15 protein-coding genes and 4 pseudogenes are annotated in these 12,615 nt (G+C 27.7%); 15 read left to right on the top strand and 4 right to left on the bottom strand.

The annotated features are described in order from the left end of the window. Positions 1–653 precede the first annotated feature (653 nt). From HMPREF3241_RS13015 to HMPREF3241_RS13385, 13 genes and pseudogenes are all read left to right on the top strand, one after another. Positions 654–821, top strand: coding sequence for a hypothetical protein (locus tag HMPREF3241_RS13015; protein WP_002490573.1), 168 nt, complete (start codon positions 654–656; stop codon positions 819–821). 66 nt (positions 822–887) lie between these two features. Beyond that, the gene (locus HMPREF3241_RS13265; RefSeq protein WP_002476165.1) at positions 888–1,019 is read left to right on the top strand and encodes a hypothetical protein; all 132 of its coding nucleotides are present in this window, start codon (positions 888–890) and stop codon (positions 1,017–1,019) included. A gap of 24 nt (positions 1,020–1,043) precedes the next feature. After that, a complete protein-coding gene (locus HMPREF3241_RS13260) occupies positions 1,044–1,712 on the top strand; it encodes a hypothetical protein (RefSeq protein WP_070853622.1) in 669 nt (222 codons plus the stop codon). Between the two features lie 72 nt (positions 1,713–1,784). Then, positions 1,785–2,446: pseudogene (locus HMPREF3241_RS09365) on the top strand (DUF443 family protein). 177 nt (positions 2,447–2,623) lie between these two features. Next, positions 2,624–2,857 (top strand): DUF443 family protein, encoded by a 234-nt coding sequence (locus HMPREF3241_RS12470; protein ID WP_083324183.1) that lies wholly within the window; start codon positions 2,624–2,626, stop codon positions 2,855–2,857. Continuing rightward, positions 2,854–3,279: a DUF443 family protein gene (locus HMPREF3241_RS09360; protein ID WP_083324182.1), complete on the top strand. Its 426-nt coding sequence runs from the start codon at positions 2,854–2,856 to the stop codon at positions 3,277–3,279. The genes HMPREF3241_RS12470 and HMPREF3241_RS09360 overlap by 4 nt, the downstream gene beginning before the upstream one ends. Before the next feature lie 40 nt (positions 3,280–3,319). Beyond that, positions 3,320–3,619: a DUF4176 domain-containing protein gene (locus tag HMPREF3241_RS09355; protein WP_002476147.1), complete on the top strand. Its 300-nt coding sequence runs from the start codon at positions 3,320–3,322 to the stop codon at positions 3,617–3,619. Between the two features lie 126 nt (positions 3,620–3,745). Then, entirely contained in the window at positions 3,746–3,841 is a 96-nt protein-coding gene (locus HMPREF3241_RS12830; RefSeq protein WP_109043803.1) for a type I toxin-antitoxin system Fst family toxin, read from the top strand. Positions 3,842–4,211: 370 nt separating this feature from the next. Next, the gene (locus HMPREF3241_RS13255) at positions 4,212–4,706 is read left to right on the top strand and encodes a glucose-6-phosphate dehydrogenase (protein ID WP_002476170.1); all 495 of its coding nucleotides are present in this window, start codon (positions 4,212–4,214) and stop codon (positions 4,704–4,706) included. Between the two features lie 6 nt (positions 4,707–4,712). After that, positions 4,713–5,183: pseudogene (locus tag HMPREF3241_RS13250) on the top strand (hypothetical protein). 8 nt (positions 5,184–5,191) lie between these two features. After that, positions 5,192–5,574 (top strand): annotated as a pseudogene (locus tag HMPREF3241_RS13245) (hypothetical protein). A 113-nt stretch (positions 5,575–5,687) separates the two neighbouring features. Beyond that, positions 5,688–7,946 (top strand): ATP-binding cassette domain-containing protein, encoded by a 2,259-nt coding sequence (locus HMPREF3241_RS09335; protein ID WP_070853620.1) that lies wholly within the window; start codon positions 5,688–5,690, stop codon positions 7,944–7,946. 236 nt (positions 7,947–8,182) lie between these two features. After that, a complete protein-coding gene (locus HMPREF3241_RS13385; protein ID WP_002476153.1) occupies positions 8,183–8,296 on the top strand; it encodes a winged helix-turn-helix transcriptional regulator in 114 nt (37 codons plus the stop codon). A 146-nt stretch (positions 8,297–8,442) separates the two neighbouring features. Here HMPREF3241_RS13385 and HMPREF3241_RS12440 read toward each other — a convergent pair. Beyond that, positions 8,443–9,001, bottom strand: a pseudogene (locus HMPREF3241_RS12440) (zinc-binding dehydrogenase); the annotation flags it as partial. A 78-nt stretch (positions 9,002–9,079) separates the two neighbouring features. Here HMPREF3241_RS12440 and HMPREF3241_RS09325 point away from each other — a divergent pair. Beyond that, positions 9,080–9,385 carry a DUF4176 domain-containing protein gene (locus HMPREF3241_RS09325; RefSeq protein ID WP_255296951.1) on the top strand — a complete coding sequence of 102 codons (306 nt, stop codon included), beginning with the start codon at positions 9,080–9,082 and terminating at the stop codon, positions 9,383–9,385. An 833-nt stretch (positions 9,386–10,218) separates the two neighbouring features. Further along, complete coding sequence (locus tag HMPREF3241_RS12810) at positions 10,219–10,311, top strand: type I toxin-antitoxin system Fst family toxin (protein WP_023016171.1); 93 nt, start codon at positions 10,219–10,221, stop codon at positions 10,309–10,311. 534 nt (positions 10,312–10,845) lie between these two features. On the opposite strand, the gene HMPREF3241_RS09315 is transcribed toward HMPREF3241_RS12810, so the two are convergent. The 3 genes from HMPREF3241_RS09315 to HMPREF3241_RS09305 all read right to left on the bottom strand — a co-directional run bounded on the left by HMPREF3241_RS09315 (position 10,846) and on the right by HMPREF3241_RS09305 (position 12,539). After that, positions 10,846–11,199, bottom strand: coding sequence for a hypothetical protein (locus HMPREF3241_RS09315; RefSeq protein WP_033862498.1), 354 nt, complete (start codon positions 11,197–11,199; stop codon positions 10,846–10,848). 101 nt (positions 11,200–11,300) lie between these two features. Next, positions 11,301–11,654, bottom strand: a complete 354-nt coding sequence (locus HMPREF3241_RS09310; protein ID WP_002476157.1) for a hypothetical protein — start codon at positions 11,652–11,654, stop codon at positions 11,301–11,303. Positions 11,655–11,657: 3 nt separating this feature from the next. Further along, entirely contained in the window at positions 11,658–12,539 is an 882-nt protein-coding gene (locus HMPREF3241_RS09305; protein WP_002476173.1) for a hypothetical protein, read from the bottom strand. Positions 12,540–12,615: the final 76 nt, after the last annotated feature.

Below are 12,615 nucleotides of genomic sequence, written 5' to 3'. Positions count from 1 at the left end.
ATGTTGAATTGATTCTATTGATTTTTTTTGTAAATTTACCTCCATAATATACACCTTCCTTTTATCAATATAATATTATCACAACTTTTATTAAATATCGTTGCTATTAGATTAATTGTTTTTTTATCTATATTATCTATTGATATTTTTGGTATTGTTATATTTTCTAAAACCTTTCATTACATTATCGTTACTTATTATCTTTAAAGCATAGTAGTCTCTATTACTTTAAACCATAGCACAATAAACATTTTTAATATAGAATTTCTTATAAATTGTATCATTTGTTTTTCAAGATAGTTTTTTTGTTATTTTATTATTTTTAGATAGTTTGGTGTATAACAATTACTTTTTTAGTTGCTAAACTTATTCTTGATCTATTAGAAGATGAATTTTTCTTATATTATTTTTAAATTTTATGTTCATGATTACCAATATATACATTTTTTGTAGTTTTCATTCTAATTCACCAAATCGATATTTCGCTTTAATTGATTCTTTTTCAAAATTTTATGTTCAATAATTAATTGTATGTTTCAATATTTTCATTACTAGATAAAATGTTCTAATGTTAATTATGATTTAATCAAAATGAATAAATCGTAGCTGAAGTTATTGAAAAAGCTAGTAAAAACATACAAAATGTTGATAAATTGACTGAACAAGCTTGTAATAACTTTGTGGGTAAACATCAATCAGAAGTCGATAGCAATAACTCAAAAGTATCTGAATTAATAGACGAAATTGGTAAATTAAAAAAGCATCTTATTCAGTTAGAAGCGATGAATACGTCACTTAAACACCAATTCGCTAAAAATTAGTATTTTATTATTTGGGAATAACCAAATGATTAGTAGTTTAGAACAATAGAAAATATCAAAAAGTATATGGATGAAAATACAAATGATATTTCAAAAGATTTAACAGTTGATGGAACAACTACACTCTTAGAGGAATATGGTAAATATCTAGAAAATAATCCTGGACTAACGATTAATGGTAAAATGCTTAAAGATTAAGGTGTCGGTATTACAAGAGCTGTTATGTATGGTAGTAATGTAATGGGAGGCATTGGTTTTGGTACAGGGGTTTATTCAGACATTACACAGGATCATAAAACAGCCGGAGAAGTTGTGATGCATAATGGATTAACACTAGGTACAGGTGCTACTGCAACAGCTGGTTTGACAATAGCAGCTCTAGGATTGAACCCGGGAGGATGGGGTATTCTAGCTGGTATTGCTATTGGTAGTTTAGCTTCATATGGTACTGATTATTTGTACAAAAATAATATATTTGGATTAAAGGATGGAACAGACTGGATGGGTGAAAATGTATTAGACCCAGCATTTGATAGAGTGAAACATATTTACTCTATTGAAAAGGGAAAACTAGAAATTGGGAATATTTTAATCAGTGAAGGATACAATAAAGTGAAAAATCATGGTAAAAAAATAATGAAAGACGATATAGTCCCATCAGTTATGAACGGAATGAATGCTGGTATGTCTAAAGTTAATAAGATTAAAGGTAATACAGAATCAACCATAAAAGATTATCAGGTTAAAACAAACCAAACTATTAAAAAGACTAAAAAAACGATAAATCAAGTTTCTGATACAGTGAAAGATACATCTCATCATGTTAAGGAACACGTGGGACAGTCTATTAATAATGTGAGGAAAAGTTTGAATCCTATGAAAGGTTGGTAGATTGTTCGAAATAAGAAGGTGAAATGGAGAAATTTTAAATGTAAAAAATAAAAGTGAGGGATGACATTGTATATGAATGATTTAAAGGATAACAACAAATTCAGCGTGAACATGTATCAAATACATAAAAATCCTAGATATAAATTGATTGAATTAAACCAAAAGAAATACTTATAGATTTGGAAGCGAATTATTTCTTCTATTTGTTTCCTATGTTGAACTGGATATTAAAAAAAGATTTAATAGAAATTACAAATGATAAATTAAATGAAATTGAATATGACAACAAAACTAATAAAGAACGATCCCAAAATATAAGATGGATATCTGGTGGTGTAGGGGTTTTAATAGCTTTACTAATGAGACCTTTTATGGATTTACTAGATGTACCTTCTAATATATATATCAATATAATTATTTTTATAATCCTTGTGTTTTCTGTAATCTCAATTAGAATTTATTTAAGAAAAAAATGGGATTTAAAACTAAAAGAAAATAATCCTAGAATGAATTGTAAAATGAGACCAACTTTCAAGTACATGATTGTTGCTACCGGAGCATACTTATTGTTTTTAGTGTTGTCTATATTTATGTTTCCATTGATATTTTTAGAAAAAATCAATATATTAATGTGTCTATGCAGTCTAACTTTTTTCTTCTTTTTTTCTATAATGAATATAATTGCATTTGACAACGAAGAGGTAATTATAAGTAAGCTAAGTCAATCAGAGTAAATAATTATATCAACCTTAAATCAATTCAAAATATTCATACATAATGATAGAAGAGATAAAGTGACAATAATAAAAATATGTTAGAAAAAAGTAGGTCAATCAATTACTGCAGTTACTAATTCTTTGAATCCAATGAAAGCTTTTTAAAAATATTTTAAATTAGAAAGAATGTGATTCATCATCGATAAAATAACAATAGAAACTATCGAAAAAAATAGTAAATTTAAACTGATACATTATGAAAATAGATACTTTATTATTGATTTAAATCGAAATAAATTAACATATATATTCCCATTGTTGAATTATTTGATGAAACAAGTATTGATTGAGATTGATAAAAATGAAATTAGTAAAGTTAAGACTGACAGTTTGAAAAAAATAAGACCAAAAATGCGATTACTAGTTTGAGTATTGGTGCATCTGTACTTATAGGTTATTTAGTAAAATCTTTAGGTAATTATTTGGATTTTTCAACAACATATACATTAAACATTATATTAATTTTAATTGCGATTGTGCCTATATTGCTCATTAAAGGCGTTGTTAATAAAAATAAGAAGTTCAAATTACAATTATATTTAAAAAATGATACATTTAGAGCACACGTGTTACCAAACAATAAGGAAGTTGTGAAAAACATACTTTTAAACTTTATTGTTACTTTTTTATTTGTTGCTATGATTTGTGGGTTTATATTTCAAAAAGAATCTAATTTTATTTATTTGATAGCAATATCATTATTATTAGCAACAATCTTATTTCAAAATGTGTTGTTATACGCTCAAACAGAAATTTCAGGTAAAATTGGTAAGGTTAAAAGTAAACCTTAAATCAATTTAAAATGTTCTCAGACAAAGAAGGTGAAATAAAATGGAAACAATAGGAAGCATTATATATTTAAAAGAAGGTTCTCAAAAATTAATGATTATTAATCGTGGACCAATTGTAGAAATTGAGGGTCAAAAGTATTTGTTCGATTATTCAGCATGTAAATACCCAGTTGGTGTTGTAGAAGATCAAATATACTATTTCAATGAAGAGAATATTGATAACGTTATTTTTGAAGGCTATTCTGATCAAGATGAAACAAGATTTCAAGAATTATTTAAAGAGATGATGGATAATTTGGATGAAGATGTTCAACGTGGTACTTTTCAACAAAAAAGATAGTTACGGATTGATTTAACATAAGTCATGATTATCAGAAGTTATCTATTATCGAATATTCAGAGATGATATAATATATGAGTCGCCTATCTCTCAGGCGTCAATTGACGAAGAGAGGAGGTGCATTAATTGCTAATCATTTTCGTTCACATCACGACCACAGTCCTCAGTAGTTGTATTATTGCATTATTTACTCATTGGCTATGTAATTGCAATAATAAATAGGCAACCATAGACACACATAAAAATCCCCACACTATTGCAGTAGTGTGGGGGTTGGTGCATTAATTGCTAATCATTTTCATTATCTAGATTATAACACTGGTTAGTAGAGAAATGCAAAGATAGACAAATAATTAATGACTGAGGATAAAGATATGAAACAAACATACTTTCCTCATTTTGATACCATAGCCACCAAGTTTTTACTTGTGTTCTATTTCTAACATTTAATACTTTCAAAATTTCTTTTGTTGAAAATCCTGCTGCTTTCATTTCAACGGCTTTATACTTTGTTTCTACTGAATAAGAAGCTCTTTATTTTGGAGCAACAGGTGATTTAAGCTATCGAAAATTTTTCCCATCTATTTATAATTTGTTTCAAAAAGGATACTTTGAAAATTCACTAACAATTATTGGCAGTGGTTTAAATGAGTTAACTACTGATGAATTTAGAGAAAAAGTCAAAAATGCTATTCAAAATAATATTGAAAACTCAAAGGAAATTGGTGCGTTTTTAAAACGTTTATTTTATAAACAACAGGACGCTAATAGTAAAGATAGCTACCAAAAATTTTTGGAAATGAGTTTAGAACTAGATGATAAGTTTGACCTAAAAGAAAATCGATTGTTCTATCTTGCAATGTCCCCTAAATTTTTTGGAGTTGCAACAAACCACTTGAAAGAGTCTGGATTAACGAACGTAAAAGGGTTAATGCGAATAATTATAGAAAAACCATTTGGTGATGATTTAAAATCTGCAAAAAAATTAAATAATCAAATAAGAAAGTCTTTTAAAGAAGAAATATTTGGAATTGGTCACTATTTAGGTAAAGATATGATTCAAAATATTGAACGTCTACGATTTTGAAACACTATATTTGAACCATTTTGGAATAATAAGTATATTTCCAATATACAAGCAACTTCTTCAGAAACGATTAGTATAGAAGATCGTGGTGCTTACTACGAATCAAGCGGCGCCCTAAAATTCATGGTTCAAAATCATTTATTACAAATGGTTTAATTACTTGCAATAGAACCTCCAATTAGTAGAAAAAGTAGTGATATAAGAAAAGAAAAAGTTCAAGTCTTAAAATCCTTGAAATGTTTTAATCCAAATGAAATTAAAGAAAGTTTCGTACGTGGTCAATATGATGGGGGAATGATGAATAATGAGTTCGTTCCTGCATATAGAAATGAACCTAATGTAAATTCACAATCTAATACTGAAACTTTTGTGGCAGGTAAAATAGAAATTGAAAACTCTATATGGGCTAGTGTTACATTTTATATTCGTACAGAAAAAAGAATGAAAAAAATCTATCCAAATCGTTATAGAGTTTAAAAAATCCAATGCAATTTTATTATATTAATTGTGAACAGAATGCATCAAACTTATTAGTCATCAACGTACAACCTAATGAAGGATTTTCTTTATGTGTGAATGGTAAGAAAAGTAATCAAAATAATGAAATGCAAAAAGTGAAGCTTTCTTATACTATGCCGATTAAAGATAAAATGAACACAGTTGATGCATATGAAAATCTTATTTACGATACATTAATTGGAGAACAAACAAAATTTACGCATTGGGAAAAATTAAAAATTCTTGGAAATTTATTGATGATATTGAAAATGTATGGAAACAAGAACAGCCACAGTTTCCTAATTATGCCTCTGGATGCTATGGGCCTAAAGAAAGTGAAAAATTACTTAGTGAAGACGGATTGAATTGATGGAATAATTTGTAATATAAAAGACCTAAAGTTGTAGTGTTTTGAATGAGTAGTTAATCCTTAATTAATATGCAATAATCAATGTTATAAAGTTTATAAAGGGAGGACAATTAATGGATTTTATTAATATTACAGGTGCTTCACAAAATAACTTGAAAAACATAGATGTAAATATCCCAAAACACTTAGTAACGGTATTTACAGGTCGTTCTGGTTCAGGGAAATCATCTTTAGTGTTTAATACTGTTGCTGCGGAGTCTGAACAGCTACTAAATGAAAGTTATTCTAGTTATATTCAATTTCATTTAAATCAACAACCCAGACCGAAAGTAAAGAAAATTAAAAATCTTCCTGTAGCAATGACGATTAATCAGAAAAGATTCAATGGGAATTCTCGCTCCACGGTAGGAACAGTTTCGGATATATATGCCTCTGTTAGATTACTGTGGTCTAGAATAGGCGAACCGTTTGTTGGTTATTCAGATGCATATTCCTTCAATAGTCCTAAGGGCATGTGTAAAACTTGTGAGGGATTAGGATATATTGAAGACATTAACTTAGATGAATTGCTAGATTGGGATAAGTCTTTAAATGAAGGTGCAATAGACTTTCCTTCTTTTGGACCAGACAAAGAGCGTGGTAAAGCCTATCGAGATAGTGGTTTATTTGATAATAATAAAAAATTGAAAGATTATACAAAAGATGAATTAGAATTGTTTTTATATCAAGAGCCAATGACATTAAAAAATCCTCCTAAAGAATGGAGAAAGTCAGCTAAATATGTAGGACTAATACCTAGATTCAGTAGAATATTTTTAGGTGATAAAGAATTTAATAAGAAACGCTACGCCAAACATCTTAAAAATGTAGTAAATAATAAAATCTGTCCAACATGTAAAGGTCAACGTCTAAACTCGAAAATATTAAGTTCTAAAATTATGAGTAAAAATATTTCTGATTTCACACAAATGACAATTAAGGAAAATTTAGAGTTTCTTAATAAATTAGAGGATCCAACAGCCAAATATATTATTGATCCTCTCAAAAAGCAGTTAGAAGCACTAGAATATATTGGATTAAGTTATTTAACGCTTAACCGTGTAACAACGACATTATCAGGCGGTGAAGCGCAACGGCTTAAATTAATACGTCATTTAAATAGTTCTTTATCGGATTTAGTTTACATTATAGATGAACCAAGTGTTGGCTTGCATCCGGAAGATATAGCTAAAATCAATGAAATTTTAAAATCATTAAAAGAAAAAGGTAATACTGTGTTAATTGTTGAACATGATCCCGATGTCATTAAAGAAGGAGACTATATCATAGATATGGGGCCAGGTTCAGGAAAAAACGGCGGTGAAATCACATTTGAAGGAACATATAATGAATTACTATCTTCAAATACTTCGACAGGTAACGCATTACGTAACAAACATAATTTAAAAGAGAATATTCGTGAAGCTAACCACTTTTATAATATCGGTCCTGTGACACAAAACAATTTAAATAACGTAAAAACGTCTATACCTAAACACGTATTAACAGTCTTAACAGGTGTTGCTGGTTCAGGTAAGAGTACCCTTGTTAAAGCAGGTTTTGAAAATAATGACCATACAATCTTTATTGATCAAAAAGCAGTTCAAGGATCTAATAGATCTAATCTATTAACGTATTTAGGTGTTTTTGATAGTGTAAGAAGCTATTTCAGTAAAGAAACAGGCTTAAATAAAGCTATGTTTAGTTATAATTCAAAAGGTGCCTGTCCAAATTGTGGTGGAAAGGGCTATATTAAAACGGAACTTGCTTTTATGGGTGATTTTTCACAGACATGTGAAGTTTGTCATGGCAAACGTTATAAACAAGAAGTATTAGATGCTACCATAGACGGGTATTCAATTGCCGATGTTCTCAATTTGACGGTTGACGAAGGTATCATTTTCTTTGATAAAAAGAATGATATTAAGTCAAAATTACAATCTGTAAGTAAGACAGGTTTGAATTATATGTCACTAGGACAACCTTTATCCACTTTGTCTGGTGGAGAGATTCAACGCGTGAAACTAGGACAACATTTAGATGAAGAGATAAAGAATAGTATTTTTATTTTTGACGAACCAACTACAGGCCTACATGAATCGGATATCCCTATATTGATGGAGTGTTTTGATGAGTTAATTGATCAAAACAATACTGTTATTTTGATTGAACATAATTTATCGATTATGTGTGAAGCAGATTGGATCATCGATGTCGGCCCAGGCCCAGGGTTGGATGGCGGAAAGGTCCAATTTAGTGGAACACCTAAAAACTTCATTGATAGTTCAGAAACATTGACATCTAAACACTTGAAACGCTATATCAAACAGTAAAAATAGAAGAGTTGGATGAGTTTATATTTATTATATTCAATCAACTCTTTTCTCATCCTAGGTTCTTTCAATATAAAAATGTTGAACATCATAACAAGAAATTTTATACATCTAAAGATTTAGCTTTATCTGTTATTTGAGGAAAATGGAAAACACCTATCATATATCAGTTATTACAAACAGAAGTTTTACGACTTAGTGTTATTGAAAAATTGTTGCCTGAGATTAATTAAAGAATGCTTATTAGACAGCTTAGAGAATTAGAACATGATGAAATTATTGAAAGAATTGTCAATCCAGTAGTTCCACAAAAAGTTGAGTATAAGTTAACGAACATAGGAAAACACTAGATAAAGTAGTTTATGCAATTTGTGATTGGGGGGATGAATTTCTGGAAAAAATTTCTAAATATAAAAATGTTAAAATTTAAATATATATGTAAAAGACGCCTCAACTTTGAATGAGTTATTCAAAGTAAGGCGTCTTTATCTATATGTTATTGTGGTTTTAAAATGACTTTAACATTATTATCTTTTTTCTGATCAAAGATATCATAACTTCTTTTACATATTTTAAAGGCATAATATGAGTGATAATTTCTGTTGGATCAAAGACTTTATTTTAATCATGTCATAAAGTTTTGGCATCATATGAATAACTGGCGCTTGTCCACTTTTCACTTGAACATTTCTATTAAATATTAAGTCTAATTGGGAGTTATCAGCTGCAGTTCCATAGACACCTATCAATTGGATTGTTCCATATTTTCTCACTGATTCTGTTGCCGTAACAATTGGGCTGATATTTCCTCTCTGTATTGAATTTGAGCTAACTTCTAAGTCATCTTGAACTACTTGTTCATCTATTCCGACACAATCTATAACAACATCTGCACCACCGCGTGTTGTTTCATGTAATAGTTTTCCTACGTCATCTTCTTTTGAAAAATTATAAACCTCAGCACCGTTATATTTCTCGGTATGAGCTAATCTATGCTCAACATGGTCAATGGCAATGACACGTCTGGCACTTTTTAATTTTGCAAACCTTTGTGCTTTTTAGTAATTTAAACTGCTCAAATATCTATAACTAAACGAAGAAATAAAAATACCAAACTACATCCTATTGTATAGATTTTTTGCATTATATATTTAAAAGAAGGTTCTCAAAAATTAATGATTATTAATCGTGGACCAATTGTAGAAATTGAGGGTCAAAAGTATTTGTTCGATTATTCAGCATGTAAATACCCAGTTGGTGTTGTAGAAGATCAAATATACTATTTCAATGAAGAGAATATTGATAACGTTATTTTTGAAGGCTATTCTGATCAAGATGAAACAAGATTTCAAGAATTATTTAAAGAGATGATGGGTAATTTGGATGAAGATATTAAACGTGGGACTATTAAACAAAAAGATAGTTACGGATTGAGTTAACTTAAGTCATGTTTATCACAAGTTCCGTCATTATAAAAGGGGTATCAAGGATTTATATACATTTTACATTCATCTTTAATTACCGAATAATCGGTTTCCAAAACTTTTTTGAATGATTTTTGTTTATTATATCTTCTTTTTGATCATCATTTAATTTATCGCCTTATTGCAATTCATTATTTTGTTGTATGTACTTTTATTTATCTTTACTTACATCACTATACTGAGAAACTATTTTCTTCTTCTTCTCTATTAGAAATAATCTTTTTGAAATCTAAAATATCCATTGTTTCTGGAACTTAAATGTCTTGTCTCTTATTAGCAGAATAATTAAATTGTCTTTGTTCTTCTAATTTAGAGTCTAACGGTTACATTTTTTGTTAATTTTTAATGAAATACTTGATGTATTCAAGTAATTTTGATCTTTCTTATTTCATTTACTTTCTTAATATTATCGTTCCTTTAAAAATTTTACTATAAACACTGTTATTAAGGTATTTACCACCGATTTTTTAAAAGGTTATTAATACACTTAGAAAATTTTTTACAATCATAACTTCTTAGTTTAAGTAACTGTAATTCAATGGATTCACTTTTAGGTAGATTATGAATATAACCAATTTTAGACATAAAATTATATCTTTAGTATGATTAAGTAAATTTTGAAGTTATATATAGTACTAAAATCAAGATTGTTATTCTTGCTTTTTGAAATTTTAAAAGACATAAAATGACTTATGGAAAGTACATATGCTTGTAGATTCACAGATGGTATAATATTAGAGTCGCCTTAACTTCCATAGACGAAATTACTATGGAAGGAGGTGAGACCTATGGCAATTCTCTTTGTTAGTATAATTGCACCTGTGATTTCAGGATGCATTGTTGCGATTTTCACGTTTTGGCTAAACAATCGTAACAAGTAATAAGGCGACATAGCTGCACCAAAAAATCCCCTCACTATTTCCGGTAGTGAGGGGATTGGTGTACCTATGGAACTCTCTTTGTTAAATATAGTATAGCATCATATAGGGTAGGAATGCAAAGTATGGATTTTTACTAAAATAAAATAAGAATTATAAGAGCTAAAATCATTACAAGAATCCAATATAAAGAGAATTTAAAGTCACATAAACTTATGTTATGTCCAAAATCGTCCTTATTTTTGTTTATTTTATATGTATTTATGATTTCTGAAATAATTGTTTCATAATCGCTTCTCATAGATTTCACATCATTTTTTAAAGATGCTATTACAAATATAAGTGCAATTAGAGAACTGGAATAAATAATATTAAAGTCATTATTAAAAATATTTAGTGATTCTTCGCTTCGTTGGATTGTTATATAAAAGCCATAAATTGTTACAGGAATAAATACCATCATACTCATTAATTTTTTATTAAGTTCATTTTTTAATTCTATTTTTTGTTGAATAATTTCTATTTTATGATCTCTTATTATTTTGTTATATTCATAATATTTTTGCGATTTTTTTGAAGTATTAAATTATACATAACACTTAAGTCATGATGTATTTCTTTTTTCTTTATTTTTTCGTCATTAGACATCTTTTCAAATTTAGAAAAATAAATTTTTGCTACTTTATATTTTAAATCCACAATTTCTAGATTGTCGTTTTCAATATCTATCCAATCAAAAACATAAAAATATAATGAAGATACATTTGAGTTTAGAAAACCAATCTTATTCTTTTGGAACTTATCTTCTTCATTATCTGAATCGTGAAAGTATAATGTAATAATATCGTTATCAAGTGAAATTTTATCAGATAAAATAATTGCAGATTGCAAATTACGTAATTTTCTTATATTATTACATTCTTTTTCATGTGTTATATATATAGTTAGCATTTCATTGAAAAAGTAAGGATTAATTTGCAGAATATTGCTATTTATATTTCTGACAGTAATATCTTCAATATATTCTCCTGGTATCGTGTTATGTTTAATAAATACTTCAATTTTTTAAACAACTTTTTACTTTCTTCAAATATAAAAAAATCAGTCTTAGAATTTTCTAACTTACTAAATTTATTATAATAGTAATCATATACATCTTTAATACTTTCTGAGTGTTTAATTTTAGAATCATCATCAATAAATATTTCTGAACCTTGTAAATATAATTCATTTTCTTCTTCATTTGAAAGTTCTTTAGTAGAAAAAGCTTGTAAGTCTTCATTATAGAAATAATTATTTAAATCATTATCAAATTTTAAACTTTCATAATACCAATAATAACTCATTTATTAATCTCCTTCCTGCTGAATATCGGGAAGATCTGCTGTAATATTTGTTTCGAGACGTATTTTTAAGTACCTTCCATCATTAGAAACTTTCATTAGACCTGCTTTTGTTGCTTTACTGATATTATTAATATCTAAGCTGATTACGTCGTTAATTTTTATTTTTTTCTTTAAATATTTATCTACAACTTTTGGTTCTAAATTAAATTCTGCGTCTATGCGATTTAAGTGATCATCTTTAAATAGTTCATCTTTTTCAAAGTCTGTTTCAAAGTGTTGATTAATATGATCTCTTAATTTTATAAATGAAAATTCTCTATTATCACTTAAAAAATCAGTAGTAGATTGATTAAGATCACTTTCTGTTATATTAGGTAATTTATTAAACAGAGTATTTTCTTTTAAAGAGTCAATAATATCATTAGTATTTAATTCACTATCTCTCAATGGGTAAATTGATAAAAAGCCTTCACTCCAATATTTTGCTATCTTAGTTCCAGTATCATATATATCAATATCTAGTCTCTTTGTATTTCTGTTTTGAAAATCCATAACAGCAATTTTAAAATAATTTTTTTCAGCTCCATAAGTTGGTTTTTTAGAAAAATCATTTTTATCTATTGTGTTAATTTCTTCTAATTTCATAAGGGTCAGAGTGTTTTCAGTAACTTTAAAGATTAAAATACCGTTTTTTATTGTTTTATTTCGTCTTATATTTTTTTCTTTATCTTCAACCAGTTCTTCTTCTAATAACTTTTCAGCAAACCTATTACTTATATTATTTAAACTCTCAGAATTTTTTTCCATTGTATTGATTTCAGATAAAATGTGTTTAGGTTCTTCATCAGTATCAATGTAATACTTTCTATTTAAAGAGTCTTCCATAAAATCATCGAATAAGTCATTTAGATTATTTTTTTGCGTTTGAGTGGTTCTGTTGCAAAGTTGAATTTATAGTATA

This window comes from Staphylococcus sp. HMSC34G04, from assembly GCF_001838765.1.
Taxonomy (GTDB): domain Bacteria; phylum Bacillota; class Bacilli; order Staphylococcales; family Staphylococcaceae; genus Staphylococcus; species Staphylococcus epidermidis.
The sequence above is the reverse complement of the archived record's forward strand: the minus strand, read 5'-3'. Positions and strand labels throughout refer to the sequence as shown.

Excerpts from the sequence above, each read along its gene's own strand:
- HMPREF3241_RS12810 (WP_023016171.1), top strand. The coding sequence starts at position 10,219 with ATGGCAATTCTCTTTGTTAGTATAATTGCACCTGTGATTTCAGGATGC.
- HMPREF3241_RS09310 (WP_002476157.1), bottom strand. The coding sequence starts at position 11,654 with ATGAGTTATTATTGGTATTATGAAAGTTTAAAATTTGATAATGATTTA.
- HMPREF3241_RS09305 (WP_002476173.1), bottom strand. The coding sequence starts at position 12,539 with ATGGAAGACTCTTTAAATAGAAAGTATTACATTGATACTGATGAAGAA.
- HMPREF3241_RS13385 (WP_002476153.1), top strand. The coding sequence starts at position 8,183 with ATGCTTATTAGACAGCTTAGAGAATTAGAACATGATGAAATTATTGAA.
- HMPREF3241_RS13265 (WP_002476165.1), top strand. The coding sequence starts at position 888 with ATGGATGAAAATACAAATGATATTTCAAAAGATTTAACAGTTGATGGA.
- HMPREF3241_RS13260 (WP_070853622.1), top strand. The coding sequence starts at position 1,044 with ATGTATGGTAGTAATGTAATGGGAGGCATTGGTTTTGGTACAGGGGTT.
- HMPREF3241_RS09355 (WP_002476147.1), top strand. The coding sequence starts at position 3,320 with ATGGAAACAATAGGAAGCATTATATATTTAAAAGAAGGTTCTCAAAAA.
- HMPREF3241_RS09335 (WP_070853620.1), top strand. The coding sequence starts at position 5,688 with ATGGATTTTATTAATATTACAGGTGCTTCACAAAATAACTTGAAAAAC.